We start from the raw sequence: 16,015 nt of genomic DNA, 5'->3' as shown, positions 1-16,015 counted from the left end.
CGACGAAGGCACCAGAGGTGCACGGGTGGGAGTGAATCAGCCTCGGTAAACCCGGGACAGGCCTTGCACATACGCATCCCGGAACCCGATGCCTCGGATCGTGCGGCCCACTTCATGGCGCTCACACAGAGTGGCCACAGTCCGCGGCGCCGGGCACGCACGACGGCGAGGCGGACGGCCCGCGCGCCGTCCACCTCGCCGTACTCGACCCTGTGCCTACGCCGGTGCGATCATCCCCGCCGACAGGTCGATGTCCGCCCCGCACAGCCCGGGCATCGCCAGCATGGCGACCAGTGCCCGCGCGACCTCGTCCTCCTCCACCAGCCGGCCGAGCGCGGCCCGGGAGGCGAAGTCCCGTTCCGCCTCCTCGACGGTGCAGCCGGTGAGTTCGGCGGTGAGCCGGAAGTTGCGGTCCATGCGGGGTCCCCGAACCGGGCCCGGGGAGAGGGAGTTGACCGCGACGCCCTGCGGGCCCACCTCGCCCGCCAGAGTACGGGTGAGGCCGATCAGCGCCATCTTGGAGGCGGTGTACGGCGTGCGGTTGAGCAGCGGACGCTTGCCGCTGACCGAGGCGACGTTGACGATGTCGCCCCGTCCGGCGGCGAGCATGGGCGGCAGGAACGCCCGGCACATGAGGTAGACGCCGCGTACGTTGGCGGCGAACACGTCGTCCCACTCGTCGGGTTCGATGTCGACGAGCGGCCGCACCGGTCCCGCGACGCCGGCGTTGTTGACGAGCAACGACACCTCATCGTCGGCGAGTCCGGCGGCCAGCGCGTGCACGGCGGCGGGGTCGGAGACGTCGCACACCGCCGGGCGGGCCGCTTCGCCGACCTTGGCGGCCGTCTCCGCGAGGGCCTGCTCGTTCCGGCCGACGAGGATCACCCGGGCCCCGGCGCCGGCGAGCGCCAGCGCGAAGGCCCGGCCGAGCGGCCCTCCCCCGCCGGTGACCAGGGCCGTGCGGCCGTCCAGGCTCACGCTTCGTTCCACGGCAGCGCGTCGCCCGCGGCCCTCGCGGCCCGTACGTCACCCGAGCGGGCGTGGCCCTCGAACAGCTCGACCCTGGACGCGCGCCCGCACAGCCGCCCGAGCAGGGTCTGCGAGGCGGTGTCGGTGACCTCCTGGTAGGTGACCGTCTTGAGGTACTTCCCCACCCACAGGCCGCCGGTGTAGCGGGCGGCACCACGTGTGGGCAGCACATGGTTGGTCCCGATGACCTTGTCGCCGAACGACACACAGGTGCCCTCGCCGAGGAACAGGGCGCCGTACTGGGTCATCCGCTCCAGCGCGAGGCGCGGCTCGACGGTCAGCACCTCGACGTGTTCGAAGGCGAACGCGTCGGCGAGTTCGTACAGTTCGTCGACCGAGCCGACGACGTGCACCTGGCCGTGGTTGCGCCAGGCGGGCTCCGCGTAGTCACGGGTGGGCATGCCGGGCAGGAGGCGTTCGACCTCGGCGATGGTCCGCTCGGCGACCTCGCGGGAGGTGGTGATCAGGACCGCCGGGGAGTCCGGGCCGTGCTCGGCCTGGGAGAGCAGGTCGACCGCGCAGACGAACGGGTCGGCCCGGTCGTCGGCGAGGACCAGGATCTCGGTCGGCCCGGCGAACAGGTCGATGCCGATCTCACCGAACAACTGGCGCTTGGCCTCGGCCACATAGGCGTTGCCGGGGCCCGCGATCAGGTTGACCGGCTCCATGGTGTCGGTGCCCACGGCCATCGCGGCCACCGCCTGGACGCCGCCGAGCAGCCAGATCTCGTCGGCGCCCGCGAGGTGCATGGCGGCGACGGTGGCGGCGGGGATCTCGCCGTGGATCGGCGGGGTGCAGGCGACCACGCGCTCCACCCCCGCCACCTTGGCGGTGACGATGGTCATATGGGCGGAGGCGGTGAGCGGGTAGCGGCCACCGGGGATGTAGGCGCCGGCCGCCTGCACCGGGATGTGCTTCTGGCCGAGCTTCACACCCGGCAGCGTCTCCACCTCGAACTCGCCCATCGAGTCCAGCTGGTGGCGGGCGAAGGTGCGGACCTGCTCCTGCACGAACCTGATGTCGTCGATGACCTGCTGCGGCACCGAGGCGACGATCTTCTCGACCTCCTCCGCGCTCAGCCGGAAGGAGTCGGGGCTCCACTTGTCGAACTTCTCGGAGTACTCGCGGACGGCCGCGTCACCGCGCTCGCGGATGTCCGCGATGACACCGGTCACCGTCTCGCGCACCTGGTCGAGGGAGGCTGCCACCTCGGCCTTGGGCACGGCGTGCTTCAGGATCTCTGCCACAACTGCGGCCTTTCTGGGAAGGATCGGGGTTACACCGGGGGCGCTTCGAAGAGCACGTCGGGGTCGTTGAACTGCTCCTTGGCGACCGACTCGCTCATCGGGTCGGCGGTGCCCCACTGGTCCTGGGTGATCGGGTCGTCCACGTCGTGCCGGCCGGGGTGCCACAGGTCCTCTTCGAGGACGGCGAGCTCGGTGGTGTACTCGACGGTGTTTCCGTGCGGGTCGTGGAAGTAGGAGAAGGTGTTGTCGCCCGCCAGGTGCCGTCCCGGGCCCCAGGTGAGCCGGGTCCCGGCGCGCAACGCACGCCCGGTGCCGCGCATGTACTCCTCCACCCCCCGCATCTCGAACGAGGCGTGGTGCAGGGACACATGGGGGCCGCGCGCGATGGCGAAGGAGTGGTGCAGCGGGCTGCACCGCAGGAAGTACATGAGGTCACCCATGTGCGTGGAGTACAGGGTGTCGGTGAGCCGGAAGCCGAGGTTCTTGATGTAGAAGTCCCGCAGTCCCTCCGGGTCCTGGGAGTTGACCACACAGTGCGAGAGCCGTACCGGAATGGCCTCGCGCTCCTCGATCTTCCGGTGGGTGCGGGTGGCCACGTCGGCCGAGACCTCGACGACCCGCCCGTCGGGGTCGAAGAACCGCAGCCCGTAGCCGCCGCCGGGGGTGTCCAGCGCCCGGGGCTCGTGGATGATCTGCACCCCGGCCCGTCCCAGCCGCACCGCGAGTTCGTCCACCGCCGCCGGTGAGACCGCTCCGAAGGCGACGAGGTCCATCCGCTTCCGCTCGTCCTCGCGGATGCGCACGATGTACTGCTCGGGGCTGCCCTCGGCGGCGAAGAACGCGATACCGCTGTCGTTCGCGACCTCGGTCAGGCCCCAGGTGGTGCCGTAGAAGGCCCGCTGGGTGGCGAAGTCCGGTACGGCCAGGTCGACATGGCGCAGATGGGTGATGGGCTGGAAGCTCATGCGTGGCTCCTGACGGTGTTGCGCTGACGGCCGAGGCCGGTGATCTCCGCGTCGATCACGTCTCCGGGCCGCAGGAAGACCCCCCAGTGCGCGCCGTTGCCGGCCGGGGAGCCGGTGAGCAGCAGGTCGCCGGGGCGAAGGGTGGTGGTCGTGGAGGCGTAGGCGATCAGCCGGGGAATGTCGAAGATCATGTCCTTGGTGGACTCGTCCTGCCGGACCACCCCGTTGTGCCGGAGTGTGATCCGCAGGTCGCCCGGGTCGCCGACGAAGTCCGCGGGGACCAGGAACGGCCCGGTCGGCAGGAAGGTGTCGGCGTTCTTCGCGGTGAACCAGTCGGTGCCGATGGCCTTCAGGTCGGGCCGGTACAGCCGGTCACGGGTGGTGAGGTCGTTGCTGATCGTGTAGCCGGCGACGTGCGACATCGCCTCCTCGACCGGAATGTTCTTCCCGGACCTGCCGATGACCAGGGCGAGTTCGAGCTCCCAGTCGTGCTGTTCGCCGAGCGCGGGCAGCACGATGTCGTCGTACGGTCCGCACAGTGCGCGCGGTGAGCCGAGGAAGATGTAGGGGACGCCTTCGCGGATCCGCTCGTCCATCATCTTCTCGGCGTCGGCGCGGGCCTCCTCGGGGGTGGCGCCGTGCACGCTCTCCTTCTCGGCGGCGACCAGGTCGACCACGTGCTTGCGGTAGTTGGCACCGCTCTGCAGGATCTGGCCCGGTTCGACCGGGGTCAGGACCCGCAGGTCCGCCAGGTCGTGCCAGGCGCCGTCGGCGGCCGCGGCCAGCTCGTGCAGCCGGGGCAGCCAGGTGTCCCAGTCCTCGACCAGCGCGCGTACCGACGCGACAGCGCCGGAGAGGTCGCGGACTCGCGTGCCGGCGACCAGGCCGGGGAAGGCGGCCGCTCCGTCGCTGAAGGTGCCGAGCGCGAAGGGTCCGGCGTGGGAGGGGGAAGGTTCGGGCACGGGCGGCTCTCCTCGTACGGGTGGGGGCTCGCCTTCGACGCTAGGCATCGCATCCGGTCGGCGGAAATGGCCGTTCGCGATGGCTGCCATCGCCCGCGCACTCCGCCGCGGCCTGCGTCGATGTGCGGCTGCGCGGCACGGGACCGCCATCGCCGTCGGGGATGGATGACGTCCCCCTTGTCGATGCCTCGATCCGTTGACCCTGCACCTACCGCCGATCAGGCTCGATGCCACCCCGAACCCGAGGAGCACACCGTGGTAGTCGAGCACGCCGAGCTGACCGTCGAGGAAGGCCGGGAGGCGGAATTCGAGGAGGTCTTCGGCAAGGCCCGTGAAGTGCTCGCCGAGGCGGACGGGTTCCGCTGGGCCGAACTGCTGCGCTGCGCGGAGCGGCCGCGGACCTTCTTGCTGCTCGTCGGCTGGGCGTCGGTCGAGGCGCACACGGTCGGCTTCCGGGAGTCGGAGCGGTTCGCGCGCTGGCGGGCTCTGGTCGGCCCGTTCTTCGCGGCGCCGCCGGCCGTCGAGCACTACCGCGAGCTGGGTCCCCGGTTCACCGGCTGAAAGCTGCTGACCCCCACCATCTGTCTTTCTACTTTCGCAAGGATCGCCCATGCCCGTGAACAAGGTGCTCGTCGTCGGCGGCGGCATCACCGGAAGCGTGCTGTGTCTCGCCCTCGCCCAGCGCGGGGTCGGGGTGGAGCTCGTCGAGGTCTCGCCCCAGTGGTTCGGGGTGGGCCATGGCATCACCATCCAGGGCAACGCGCTCAAGGCGCTGCGTTCGGTCGGCGTGCTGGACCGGGTGCTGGCCCGGGCGGTGCCGTTCGACCTCATGCGGCTGCGCCGGGCGGACGGCGGTCTGATCACCGAGCTGGAGACCCCGCACACCGGCGGCGCGGACCTGCCGTCCACGGCGGGCGCGCTCCGCTCGGACCTGCAGAACGCGCTGTGCGACGCGGTGTACGCGCACGGCGTCACCGTCCGCCTGGGCCTGAGCGTGCGCGGCCTCGACCAGGCGGCCGACCATGTGGACGTGACCTTCACCGACGGTTCCGCCGGCCGCTACGACCTGGTGGTCGGCGCGGACGGCATCAACTCGGCGATGCGCGCGCTCATCGGCATCACCGCCAGGCCCTGCCCGGTCGGCATGTCGATCTTCCGGGTGGTGGCCCGGCGCCCCGCCGAGATGGACTGCGCCGAGGTGTACTACGGCGGTCCCCGCTACAAGGCCGGCTACAGCCCCATCTCCGACGACCAGTGCTACGCCTACCTCCTCGACGAGAACCTGGACGCCGCCCTGATCGGTCCGCGCGCCTCGCTGGACCTGCTGCGCGAGCGCGGCGCCGGGTACGGCGGCACCTGGGGGAAGATACTTGCCTCGCTGCCGGACGACACGGCGGTGGACTACCGCTGGATCGAGGCGGTGCTGGTCGACGAGGACTGGCACCGGGGCCGGGCCATGGTGGTCGGCGACGCGGCGCACGCCTGTCCGCCGCTGATCGCGCAGGGTGCCGCGATGTGCATGGAGGACGCGGTGCTGCTGGCCGAGCTGGTCACCGCCGACGAGCCCGTGGACAGGGCCCTGGCACGGTTCATGGCCCGGCGGCTGCCCCGCGTCCGCATGGTGCTGGACAACTCCCTGCAGCTCGCCGAGTGGGAGATCCACCCGGACACCCCGGGCGCGGACCCGGCCCGGATCATGTCGGAGACGCTCTCCTCCCTGACGGTGGCCGCATGAGCACGCCCGTCGTCGACTGCCACGGCCATCTCGCGGTCCCCGAGGCCGACGCCCTGGTGGCCGGCACCGCGGGCTTCGCCGCCGAGCTGGCCGCCGAGCAGCGCGCCCACTCCGCCGAGTCGCTGGCCGCCAACCGGGCCCAACTCCAGCGTCTGGCCGGCAGGTTGACGGACGTGGACCTGCGGCTCGCCGACCTCGACGCGATGGGTGTCGACCTCCAGGTGGTCGGCCCGATGCCCATGCACCACTACTGGGCCGGCCCCGGCCTCGCGGTGCGACTGGCCCGTACCGTCAACGAGGCGGTGGCCGCGCACTGCGCCGCCGCGCCCGGCCGGCTCTACGGCCTCGGCACGGTACCGCTCCAGCACCCGGACCTCGCGGTCGCCCTGCTGGACCAGGCGGTCACCGAGCTGGGCCTGTACGGCATCAGCGTCTCCACCACCGTCGAGGGCCGCGAGCTGGCCGACCCCGTGCACGACGACGTCTGGCTGAAGGCCGAGGAACTGGGTGCGGTCGTCTTCGTCCACCCCTGGGGCTGCTCGCTCGGCGAGCGGCTCGCGTCGCACTATCTCGGCAACACGGTCGGCCAGCCCACCGAGACCGCGGTCGCGCTCTCCCTCCTGATCTTCACGGGGGTCCTGGACCGGTTCCCACGCCTGAAGCTGGTGGCCGCGCACGGCGGCGGCTATCTGCCGACGTACATCGGCCGCTCCGACCACGCCTGGCAGGTCCGGCCGGACGCGCGCGGCTGCGCCGAACCGCCCAGCTCCTATCTGCGGCGGATGTGGTTCGACGCCCTCGTCTACACGCCTCGCGCGCTGCGGCATCTGGTCGAGGAGGTGGGCGCGGACCGGGTGGTGCTCGGCACCGACCACCCGTTCGACATGGGGGTGACCGACCCGGTGGCCCGTCTGGACGCGGCCGGCCTGGACCCGGCCGCACGGGACGCGATCGCCGGGGGCAACGCCCTCGATCTGCTGCTGAAAGGACACACCCGATGACCCTGGGTCCCCTGAAGGAAGAGCTGGCCAAGGCCCGCGCCGCCTACCGCAACCGGGGCCGCTGGGGCGAGGACGACGTGCTGGGCACGCTCAACTTCATCGACGACGCGATCCGCGCGCACGCCGCGAGTCTGGTCCGGCGCGGCCGCTCCTTCTCGCTGGCCCAGGGGTTCGAGGGGTCCGGTCCGTGGCCCGGCCGCCAAGCCGTCACGCGATGGGAGGGGTTGGGCCGCGGCCACGCCACCGAGCAGGCGTGGAACGGCCGTTCGTGCACCGCCGTCGACGGCCACGGCGGCGACTCCGTGACCGGCTTCGGGCGCCTGCGGGGCGCCTTCACCGGCCGCGGGGTGCTGCTCGACGTCGGCCGGGCGGTCGGCGACGCGCTCGGTGAACTCCCGGACGGCTTCGCGATATCGGAGGAGCACCTCCAGGAGACCGTCGAGGCGCAGGGTGCCACCTCCAGTGTGCGCCGGGGTGACATCGTTCTCGTCCGCACCGGACAGCTCGGCCGGGTACGGCGGCTCGGCGCGTGGGACGGGTACGCGGCCGGGGACGCGCCCGGCCTGTCCTTCTCCACCCTCGGCCGGCTGCACCGCACCGAGATCGCGGCCGTCGCCACGGACACCTGGGGCCTGGAGGTGCGGCCGTACGAGTTCGCCGAGCCGGAGGCCGCGCCGCTGCACCGGATCGCCATCCCCCACATGGGCCTGCCGCTGGGCGAGATGTGGGATCTGGAGACCCTGGCGGAGGACTGCGCGGCCGACGGCGTGTACGAGTTCCTGCTGGTCGCCGCGCCCCTCCCGGTCACCGGCGCGGTCGGTGCCCCCGTCAACCCCATCGCAGTCAAGTGAGCCGCCCGTGAACACGAACCGATTCTCCGGCACCCTCCACCTCCCCGGTGACGAGGACTTCGAGGAGGCCGTGTACGGCAGGGTCTTCAACGCCCGCCGCCCCGCCGACCGCACCCCCGCCGCCGTGCTGAGGGCCGTCACCGAACAGGACGTCGTCGAGGGCGTACGGCTCGCACTGGAGCGCGGCTGGCAGGTCGCCGTCCGCTCCGGCGGGCACAGCTGGGCCGCCTGGTCGGTGCGCCGGGACGCGCTGCTGATCGACCTCGGGGGCTTCCGCGAGATGGCGTACGACGAGACCACCGGGATCGTCACGGCCACCCCCAGCGTCAGGGGCGGTGACGAACTCAACCCGTATCTGGGTGAGTTCGGGCGCTTCTTCAACGGCGGGCACTGCCCGTCCGTCGGCATCGGCGGCTTTCTGCTCCAGGGCGGGCAGGGCTGGAACGCGCGCGGCTGGGGCTGGGCGGCCGAGAACATCGTGGCGATCGACGTCGTCACGGCCGACGGCGAGCTGGTCCGCGCCGACGAGACGCGGCACAGCGACCTGTTCTGGGCGGCGCGCGGGGCGGGCCCCGGCTTCTTCGGCGTCGTCACCCGCTTCCACCTGCGCACCCGCCCGCTCCCCCGCCATCTCGCGCACACCGTGCACGCCTACCCGCTCGATCTCTTCGACGAGGTCATGACCTGGCTGCACGACACCCATCACACGGTCTCCGACCTGGTGGAGATCGTCGCCCTCACCCAGACCCCGCCCGGCCTCGACGGACCGGTGCTGCTGGTCACCGGGGTCTCGATGACCGACACCCCTCAGGAGGCGGCCGAGGCGCTCGCGCCCCTGCACGCCAATCCGTACGCCGACCGGGCCCTGTTCCGTATCGAGGCACAACCCACCACGATCGCCGAGCAGTTGACCGGGCAGCGCACCGCCAACCCGGAAGGCCACCGCTACTTCGTCGACAACGCCTGGCTGACCGGCAGCGCCGAGGAGGTCGTCCCGGCGATCCGCAGGGCGTTCACCGAGCACCCGACCCGGCAGACCTTCACCATCTGGTTCTCCATGGCGCCGCTGCGCCGGCTCCCCGACATGGCCTTCTCCCTGCAGTCGGAGATCTACTGCGCCAGCTATGTCGTGTACGACGACCCCGGGCGGGACGCGGAGCTGCGCGGCTGGCTGGACGAGGCGATGGCGGCGATGCAGCCGGTGACCGCGGGCCAGTACCTCGGCGACTCCGACTTCACGGTACGGCAGTTGCGGTTCATGGGCGACGAGCAGTGGCGGCGGCTGAACGAGATCCGGGCCGCCCGTGACCCCAAGGGCGTGTTCGCCGGCCATCTGAGCGCCGGGACCGTCACCAACACCAACCACTGGGAGCAGTGAGCAGCCATGCGTTTCGCGACATACGAGCACGACGGCGAGGAGCGCGCCGGTGTGGTGCGGGACGGGGTGATCCACCCGCTGCCCGACGGGGTGAGTGTCCTCACGCTCGTCGAGGCGGGCGTGCTGTACGCGGCCGGGACCGAAGCCCTCGGTGCACCGGGCGGGTTGACGGTGGATCAGGTGCGGCTGCTGCCACCGCTGAAGCCGCCGTCCATCCGGGACTTCGTGGGGTTCGAGGCGCACATCGAGGGTGTGTCGAAGTCGCTGGACGGCCTGGAGCACGTCCCGGAGGAGTGGTACCGGGCACCCAACTTCTACTTCACCAACCCCCACGCCGCCTACGGCGCCCATGACGACGTGCCGGTCCCGGCGGGCTGCTCGGTGCTGGACTTCGAGCTGGAGGTCGGTGCGGTCATCGGCCGCAGCGGGCGCGACCTGACCCCCGAGCAGGCGAGGGACCACATCATCGGCTACCTGGTCTTCAACGACTGGTCGGCCCGTGATCTGCAGAAGCCTGAGAAGAACCTCGGCCTGGGCTTCTCCAAGGGCAAGGACTTCGCCAACACGCTCGGCCCCTACCTGGTCACCGCCGACGAGGTCGAGGACCGGCGGGATGCGGACGGCTTTCTGGACCTGGAGATGACGGTCACCCTCAACGGCGAGCTGATCGGCCGGGACACCCTCGCCAACGTCTCCTGGACCTTCGAGGAGATGATCGCCTACGCCAGCCGGGACGCCTGGGTGCGCCCCGGTGACATCCTCGGCTCCGGCACCTGCGGCTGGGGCGCGCTCGCGGAGTTCTGGGGCCGGCTCGGGGAGCGCACCCCGCCCCCGCTGAAGCCCGGCGACGAGGTGACGCTGAGCGTCGAGGGGCTGGGCACGGTGTCCAACCGGATCGTGCCCGGGCGGGCGGACGCGTACCTTCCGCGAGCCCGCAAGAGGGGCCGCACGCCGCGCCCCTAGCACCCGAAGCTGTGGGGGGCCTGTGGTGCGCGCAGGCCCCCCACCTGCGGGTATCCGGCGACGGGATGCCTGGCATCGCATTTCCCTGAGAGTCGCCCCGACCCCCTTCCTCGACGGCCGTCCGCTGGTTAACCTCGCGTTTCACCGAAGCTTCAAGGACGTGGCCGGCCGGAAGGGGACACTCGTGGGTCTCGGAGCGATCGATCTCAATCTTCTGGTGGCACTGGAAGCGCTCCTGGAGGAGAAGAACGTCACCCACGCCGGTGTACGGCTGTCCACCAGCCAGTCCGCGATGAGCGGCTCGCTGGCCCGGCTGCGCCGGCACTTCAACGACGAACTGCTGATCCGGGTGGGCCGCGAGTACGAGCTGACGCCGCTCGCGGAGCGGCTGCTGCCGGTCGTCCAGGGCTCGCTGCAGAAGGCCGAGGAGGCGCTGTCGCTGACCCGGCACTTCGACCCGGCCCGCAGCCGCCAGCGGTTCTCCGTGGTCATGTCGGACTACGTGATGACGGTGTTCGTGGAGCCGCTGCTGCGGGTGATCGCGGCCGAGGCGCCGGGCGTGCGGATCGACTTCCATCCGATCGTGGACGGGCAACTGGAGACGGAGACGCATCTGCGCTGCCACGACCTGATGATCGTGCCGCTCGGCTACCAGCTTCCCGGTGTCAGCGAGGCCGTGATGCACGACCGGTTCGTGTGCATCGTCGACCCGGACAACCCGCGTCTGGTGGACGGCCGGCTCACCCTGCGCGACCTCGCGGAGATGCCGCACGCGGCCTGCGCCATCGGCAAGAGCCACACCCCCGCCGAACGCCAGCTGGAGACCCTCGGGATCACCCCGAAGGTGCAGGTCAGCACGCCGGGCTTCAGTGTGCTGCCGTTCCTGGTGAGCGGTACGGACCTGGTGGCCATGGTCCCGGAGCGGCTGGCCCGCCGCTACGAGGGCTTCGCGCGCTGTGCGGTCGTACCGGCGCCGTTCCCGGACGTGCCGCTGGTGGAGGCCATGTACTGGCACCACAACCGGCACGCGGACCCGGCGCACCGCTGGCTGCGGGACACCGTGCGCAAGGTCGGAGCGGCGCTGGGCGAGGAGGCCCCGCCGGAGATCGCCGAGGCGGATGCCACCCATTCCGAGAGCGTGTTTCCGGAGCTGTCCGCGGCTTCCTAGCGTGGACGGGAGGACCTCTCCCGTACCACTCTTGGAGGAAGCCGTGAGCCGCACGCGCCTGGCGGGCCGTACCGTCGTCGTCACCGGAGCCGCACAGGGCCAGGGAGCCGCGGAGGCTGCCGCGGCCGCCCGGGAGGGCGCGACGGTGATCGCGACCGACGTGCTGGACGAGGCCGGCGAGAAGCTCGCCGCGGCCCTGCGCGCCGGCGGACTCGACGTCCGGTACGTCCACCTGGACGTGACCTCACCGGACGACTGGGCGGCCCTGGCGGCCTCCCTGGAGACCGTGCACGGCCTCGTGAACAACGCGGGCATCCCGATGCGGGCCCGGCTCGGCCATGTCGCACTCGCCGACTGGAACCGCGCCTTCGCCGTGAACACCACCGGCGCCCTGCTCGGCATCCAGGCCCTCGCGCCGCTGATGCCGGCCGGCTCCTCGATCGTGAACGTCGGCTCGGTCGCCGGGCTCACCGCCCATCACGCGGTCGCGTACACGACCAGCAAGTGGGCGCTGCGGGGTCTGTCCAAGGTGGCAGCCCTGGAGCTGGCGCCGCGCGGCATCCGCACGAACATCATCCACCCGGGGTACATCGAGACCCCGCTGATGGCCACCGCCAACCCGGTGTTCGTCGCCGCCCACCTCGCCATGACGCCCCAGGGCCGCCCGGGCACGGTCGACGAGGTGGCGCCGCTGGTCGTCTATCTCCTCTCCGACGAGGCCTCCTACGTCAACGGCGCGGAGATCACGGTCGACGGCGGCTACACGGCGCACGGCCCGGTGAAGGCGATCACCAACGCCCTCGACCAGGACTGAGTGTCAGTCCTTGAGCTGCTCCAGCGTGGACTTGGTGTCGGTCTTCAGCCAGCCGGTCACGTCGTCGAGGGACGGCGGGTCGGTGTCGCTGTCGTACGAGGAGAAGTACGCGCTGTAGTACATGGTGTACGTCATCCAGCCGTCCCGCACCGCGAGCGTGGCATACCGCGAGCCGCTGGTGGTGGAGCCGTTGCTGGTGTCCTGGGTGACCAGGTAGGCCTCGTCGCCGATGCCCTGGACGGGCGTCACGTCGTAGTCGGCGTGGCTGTCGCCGTAGTTCTTCCAGGTGGCCGTGAACTCCGGCGCCGGGTCGGTCTTCTTGTGCAGGTCGACCTGGATGGAGAGATAGGCGTCCCCATAGCTGGAGCTGGTCTTCTTGAGGCTGAGACTGCAGTAGCTCTCGTCCAGCGCCGGGTCCTTCATCGCGTTCTTCGTGGGGGCCGAGTCGTCCACGGGGTACTCGTCCTTGAACGACGAGTAGTCGGCGCTGGAGCAGAGGTTCGCGGGCGCCCGGTAGCCGCGCAGGTCGGCGCTTGTGCCGAAACCACCCGTCAGGAAGAGGCCGGCCGCCCAGGCGGCGGAGGCGACCACCGCGCCCACGGCGGCCCACAGCACGGCTCTCCCGGCCGCGTTCCCGCCGGTCACCGGCGGTGCGGCCGGCGGCGGGTAGCCGTAACCGGGCTGCACGGCATAGGGGTTGGCCTGCTGCGGCGGAGCGGGCTGGCCGGCGAGGGTGGGCTGGGCATAGGGGTTCTGCGGGGGCGGCGACTGCGGGTTCGGATACGGGTACGCGGTCGGCTGGGGCTGCGACGGTATCGCCGGGGGCTGGTCCGGCTGCTGCGGGGGCGGCGAGGACTGCTGCGGAGCCGACGACGGCTGCTGCTGCGGAGAGGACGGCGGCTGCTGCGGTGGCGTGGACATGTCGTGAAGATACGGCATAACCGGACGTCAAGTCCCCGTCAGGACCGGGATCGTTATGGTCCGGGGACATCCGTTACCGGCCAAGGCCCGTTTGTTACAGGCCAGTTGGACTACATGCCGGAAGACCGGGGCGCGAGCCCCGGCCTTCTCGTCACGTCAGCGGTCAGGCGGATGCCGGCTGTACCGGCGCCTGGGCCGTCGCTCGTGCGGTGTTCCTGCGGACCAGCAGCAGGGTGACCAGCGCGCCGAGCAGCGACGCGCAGCCGCAGATCACCACGCCCAGGGCCATACCGTGCGCGAGCGCGTCCTGCGCGGCGGCCCTGGCGCTGTCGCTGCCCGCGTTGACCACGGCCAGGGGACCGGCCGCGGCCTCCATGCCCGCGTCGGCGCCGCTCAGCTTCCCGACCAGCGCGGAGGAAGCCGCGCTCATCGCGATGGTGCTGATCACGGCCGGGCCCAGGCCCTGACCGAACTCGCGGACCAGGCTGGTGGCGCCGCTCGCCATGCCGGTCATCTCGATCGGCACCGCGTTCACGGCGGCCGACGTCAGCGAGGAGACCACGCAGATGAAGCCGATGCCGAGCAGCAGCACCGGGCCGATGAAGGCCGCCAGGGAGGTGGTGGTGATGGGCAGCGCGGCGATCCAGAACTGGCCGGCGGCCATCGGCAGCAGGCCGCCCATCAGCAGCCAGCGCGGTTCGACGCGGGTGAGCATCTTGCTGAGCACCGGTGCGAGGAGCAGCGGGATCAGCTGGAGGATCACGAACGGCATACCGGCGCGCAGGGCGCTGAGGTGCATCACCGCGCCGAGCCGGATGGAGACGCAGTAGGCGGTGCCGATGAAGCCGAACATGCCGGTCAGCGCGACCACCGCGGCCGCCGCGAACGACGGGATCCTCAGCAGCTCCAGGTTGAACATCGGGGACGCGGCGCGCCGCTCCGCCATCACGAAACCGACGAGGGCCACGGCGGCGAGGGCCAGCGCGAAGACGATCGAGGGGCTGCTCCAGCCGCGGTCGCCGCCCTCGATGATGCCCCACAGCAGGGCGGTGAGGCCGACGGCGATGCTGATCTGGCCCGGCCAGTCCAGGGCGCGGCCCTCGGGCGCCTTGGAGTCGGTGACCAGCGCCCAGCAGGAGATGCCGACCGCGACGCCGAGGACGACCGGCGGCACGAACGCCCAGCGGAAGTCGGCGACCGTGGCCAGGATGCCGGAGGAGAGCGGGCCCACGGCGGAGGCGAGGGAGATGCTCAGCGCCCAGGTGGAGACCGCCTTGGCGCGGTCCTTCTCCTCGGGCGTCGCGGCCGCGATCACGGCGAGGGAGCTCGGGAAGAGGGCGGCCGCACCGACGCCGGCGAGGGCCTGGCCGATCCAGAGCATGGTGATGTTCTGGGAGGTGGCGTTGAGGAGTTCCCCGATCGCCAGCACGAATCCGCCGAGGATCAGCAGCCGCTTACGGCCGAACAGGTCGCCCACCACACCGAAATTCAGTTCCAGAATCGCGGTGGGCAGAATGAACGCGGAGGTGACCCAGGCGACTTGCGATCCCGAGGCTCCGAATGCGCTCTGGATCTCCCCGTTGATGGGCGAGGGGACGGTAATGCACAGCTGCGCGGCGGCAACTGCCAGACAACAGGCTATGAGCGTGCCCACGTCCAGTTTTTTCACAGCGTTGGTCATTCCGCACTCCATCTCACGGGTTATCGGTGGTGCCGCGCTCTTCGGCTTCGGCGAGTTCGCCGTGCTCGCCGAGTCCGCCGCGTTCTATGAGTTCGATGAGATTTCCCTCGGGGTCCTTGACCCAGGCCATCCGCACCCCGGGTTCGGGAGACGGGCCGGGGGCGAGGACCTCGCTCGCTCCGTGGGCCACCAATTCGGCGTACACGGGGTCGAGTTCTGGGGTGGTGACCGCGAAGTGCCCGTACCCCTCGGTGAGGGCCGCGGTCATCGGGTCCGGTGCCCTGAGGCCGGGTACGGACCCGGGCCTGGCGAGCAGTTCGAGCCGCCAGCCGTGCGGGTGTTCCAGGACGACACCGGCGAGTCCGGGGCCGTCGAGATGGAACTCGAAGACGGTCTTCAGTCCGAAGACCGTTTGGTACCAGGCGAGTTGGGTGGGCAGGTCGCGTACGTTGACGCCGACGTGGTCGAGTCGTGCGCGCATCCGCGCTCAGCCCGCCATCGCGCTGTCGCCGCCGTCGACCATGAGGTTGGCGCCGTTGACGAAGGCCGCCTCGTCGGAGCAGAGGAAGGCCGCCGCGCGGGCGATGTCCTCGGGCTGCCCGACCCGGCCGACCGGGATCCGCACCTCCAGCTGGGCCTTCGGGCCGTTCGGGTCGTCGAGGAAGGGCGCGGTGGCCGAGGTGCGGGTCATGCCCGGGGCGATGGTGTTGACCCGGATACGGTGCGGGGCGCCGGCCGCGCACAGGTGCTTGCTCATCGCGAGGACGCCGCCCTTGGCGGCGCCGTGCGGCACCATCGGCATGAACGGCGCGCCGCGCACGGCGGCCACGGACGCGACGTTCAGGACGGCTCCGCCGCCGCGTGCGATCAGGTGCGGCCAGGCCGCCTGTGTGCAGAAGTAGGGGATGTCCAGCTCGTTCCTGATGGTGAAGTACCAGTCTTCGGCGGGCATCGTCTCGAAGGGACCGTTCCGCAGGGCGGAGGCGTTGTTGTAGAGGATGTCGATCCCGCCGAATTCCGCGATCCCAGCCTCGATCCACTCCCGCGCCCCAGCCTCGGTGGAAAGGTCGACCGGCGCCAGGGAACGCATGACACCGCCGGACTTCTCGACGAGTTCCACGGTTTCCGCGGCGCTCTTCTCGTCGATGTCGCAGCCGAATACGGTGGCGCCCTCCGCCGCGAACACCCGTGCCGCGGCCCGGCCGATTCCAGCCCCCGTTCCACTGATGAAAGCGATTTTTCCGGCCAGTCGACCCATGATTGCCAAGTCCCTTGTCCATGCCGCCGAAGTGCGGTGGTG

The 16,015-nt window shown here is 71.2% G+C and carries 16 protein-coding genes; 8 read left to right on the top strand and 8 right to left on the bottom strand.

Annotated features, from left to right (window positions below; all coding sequences use genetic code 11):
• Window positions 1-216: 216 nt before the first annotated feature.
• From KVT45_RS37320 to KVT45_RS37305, 4 genes are read right to left on the bottom strand one after another with little or no spacing between them, the layout of a single operon-like run.
• Window positions 217-978 (bottom strand): SDR family NAD(P)-dependent oxidoreductase, encoded by a 762-nt coding sequence (locus KVT45_RS37320; RefSeq protein WP_217553622.1) that lies wholly within the window; start codon window positions 976-978, stop codon window positions 217-219.
• Window positions 975-2,276, bottom strand: a complete 1,302-nt coding sequence (gene hisD / locus KVT45_RS37315) for a histidinol dehydrogenase (RefSeq protein WP_217553621.1) — start codon at window positions 2,274-2,276, stop codon at window positions 975-977. Before hisD ends, KVT45_RS37320 begins: the two co-directional genes overlap by 4 nt.
• Window positions 2,277-2,305: 29 nt before the next feature.
• On the bottom strand, window positions 2,306-3,241 hold the full coding sequence (locus KVT45_RS37310; RefSeq protein WP_217553620.1) for a VOC family protein: 936 nt from the start codon (window positions 3,239-3,241) through the stop codon (window positions 2,306-2,308).
• A complete protein-coding gene (locus tag KVT45_RS37305; protein WP_217553619.1) occupies window positions 3,238-4,203 on the bottom strand; it encodes a fumarylacetoacetate hydrolase family protein in 966 nt (321 codons plus the stop codon). Before KVT45_RS37305 ends, KVT45_RS37310 begins: the two co-directional genes overlap by 4 nt.
• A gap of 255 nt (window positions 4,204-4,458) precedes the next feature.
• Here KVT45_RS37305 and KVT45_RS37300 point away from each other — a divergent pair, with 255 nt between their 5' ends.
• The 8 genes from KVT45_RS37300 to KVT45_RS37265 all read left to right on the top strand — a co-directional run bounded on the left by KVT45_RS37300 (window position 4,459) and on the right by KVT45_RS37265 (window position 12,113).
• Entirely contained in the window at window positions 4,459-4,764 is a 306-nt protein-coding gene (locus KVT45_RS37300) for an antibiotic biosynthesis monooxygenase (protein ID WP_217553618.1), read from the top strand.
• A gap of 49 nt (window positions 4,765-4,813) precedes the next feature.
• Window positions 4,814-5,938, top strand: a complete 1,125-nt coding sequence (locus KVT45_RS37295) for an FAD-dependent monooxygenase (protein ID WP_217553617.1) — start codon at window positions 4,814-4,816, stop codon at window positions 5,936-5,938.
• Window positions 5,935-6,939 (top strand): amidohydrolase family protein, encoded by a 1,005-nt coding sequence (locus KVT45_RS37290; protein ID WP_217553616.1) that lies wholly within the window; start codon window positions 5,935-5,937, stop codon window positions 6,937-6,939. The genes KVT45_RS37295 and KVT45_RS37290 overlap by 4 nt, the downstream gene beginning before the upstream one ends.
• Complete coding sequence (locus tag KVT45_RS37285) at window positions 6,936-7,790, top strand: cyclase family protein (protein ID WP_217553615.1); 855 nt, start codon at window positions 6,936-6,938, stop codon at window positions 7,788-7,790. Before KVT45_RS37290 ends, KVT45_RS37285 begins: the two co-directional genes overlap by 4 nt.
• Window positions 7,791-7,797: 7 nt before the next feature.
• Complete coding sequence (locus tag KVT45_RS37280) at window positions 7,798-9,168, top strand: FAD-binding oxidoreductase (protein WP_217553614.1); 1,371 nt, start codon at window positions 7,798-7,800, stop codon at window positions 9,166-9,168.
• Between the two features lie 6 nt (window positions 9,169-9,174).
• Window positions 9,175-10,131, top strand: coding sequence for a fumarylacetoacetate hydrolase family protein (locus KVT45_RS37275; RefSeq protein WP_217553613.1), 957 nt, complete (start codon window positions 9,175-9,177; stop codon window positions 10,129-10,131).
• A 184-nt stretch (window positions 10,132-10,315) separates the two neighbouring features.
• Window positions 10,316-11,299: a LysR family transcriptional regulator gene (locus tag KVT45_RS37270; protein WP_089105898.1), complete on the top strand. Its 984-nt coding sequence runs from the start codon at window positions 10,316-10,318 to the stop codon at window positions 11,297-11,299.
• A 43-nt stretch (window positions 11,300-11,342) separates the two neighbouring features.
• Entirely contained in the window at window positions 11,343-12,113 is a 771-nt protein-coding gene (locus KVT45_RS37265; RefSeq protein ID WP_217553612.1) for an SDR family NAD(P)-dependent oxidoreductase, read from the top strand.
• 3 nt (window positions 12,114-12,116) lie between these two features.
• Here KVT45_RS37265 and KVT45_RS37260 read toward each other — a convergent pair whose 3' ends face one another.
• The 4 genes from KVT45_RS37260 to KVT45_RS37245 all read right to left on the bottom strand — a co-directional run bounded on the left by KVT45_RS37260 (window position 12,117) and on the right by KVT45_RS37245 (window position 15,973).
• Window positions 12,117-13,034 carry a hypothetical protein gene (locus tag KVT45_RS37260; protein WP_254647901.1) on the bottom strand — a complete coding sequence of 306 codons (918 nt, stop codon included), beginning with the start codon at window positions 13,032-13,034 and terminating at the stop codon, window positions 12,117-12,119.
• Window positions 13,035-13,197: 163 nt separating this feature from the next.
• A complete protein-coding gene (locus KVT45_RS37255; protein ID WP_217553611.1) occupies window positions 13,198-14,715 on the bottom strand; it encodes an MFS transporter in 1,518 nt (505 codons plus the stop codon).
• A 13-nt stretch (window positions 14,716-14,728) separates the two neighbouring features.
• Window positions 14,729-15,196 (bottom strand): VOC family protein, encoded by a 468-nt coding sequence (locus KVT45_RS37250; RefSeq protein ID WP_217553610.1) that lies wholly within the window; start codon window positions 15,194-15,196, stop codon window positions 14,729-14,731.
• Between the two features lie 6 nt (window positions 15,197-15,202).
• On the bottom strand, window positions 15,203-15,973 hold the full coding sequence (locus tag KVT45_RS37245) for an SDR family NAD(P)-dependent oxidoreductase (RefSeq protein WP_217553609.1): 771 nt from the start codon (window positions 15,971-15,973) through the stop codon (window positions 15,203-15,205).
• Between the last annotated feature and the right edge of the window lie 42 nt (window positions 15,974-16,015).

It is taken from the genome of Streptomyces sp. GbtcB6, from assembly GCF_019091475.1.
Taxonomy (GTDB): Bacteria; Actinomycetota; Actinomycetes; order Streptomycetales; family Streptomycetaceae; genus Streptomyces; species Streptomyces hyaluromycini.
The sequence above is the reverse complement of the archived record's forward strand: the minus strand, read 5'-3'. Positions and strand labels throughout refer to the sequence as shown.

Excerpts from the sequence above, each read along its gene's own strand:
- KVT45_RS37310 (WP_217553620.1), bottom strand. The coding sequence starts at position 3,241 with ATGAGCTTCCAGCCCATCACCCATCTGCGCCATGTCGACCTGGCCGTA.
- KVT45_RS37295 (WP_217553617.1), top strand. The coding sequence starts at position 4,814 with ATGCCCGTGAACAAGGTGCTCGTCGTCGGCGGCGGCATCACCGGAAGC.
- KVT45_RS37290 (WP_217553616.1), top strand. The coding sequence starts at position 5,935 with ATGAGCACGCCCGTCGTCGACTGCCACGGCCATCTCGCGGTCCCCGAG.
- KVT45_RS37285 (WP_217553615.1), top strand. The coding sequence starts at position 6,936 with ATGACCCTGGGTCCCCTGAAGGAAGAGCTGGCCAAGGCCCGCGCCGCC.
- KVT45_RS37275 (WP_217553613.1), top strand. The coding sequence starts at position 9,175 with ATGCGTTTCGCGACATACGAGCACGACGGCGAGGAGCGCGCCGGTGTG.
- KVT45_RS37260 (WP_254647901.1), bottom strand. The coding sequence starts at position 13,034 with ATGTCCACGCCACCGCAGCAGCCGCCGTCCTCTCCGCAGCAGCAGCCG.
- KVT45_RS37255 (WP_217553611.1), bottom strand. The coding sequence starts at position 14,715 with ATGACCAACGCTGTGAAAAAACTGGACGTGGGCACGCTCATAGCCTGT.
- KVT45_RS37250 (WP_217553610.1), bottom strand. The coding sequence starts at position 15,196 with ATGCGCGCACGACTCGACCACGTCGGCGTCAACGTACGCGACCTGCCC.
- KVT45_RS37245 (WP_217553609.1), bottom strand. The coding sequence starts at position 15,973 with ATGGGTCGACTGGCCGGAAAAATCGCTTTCATCAGTGGAACGGGGGCT.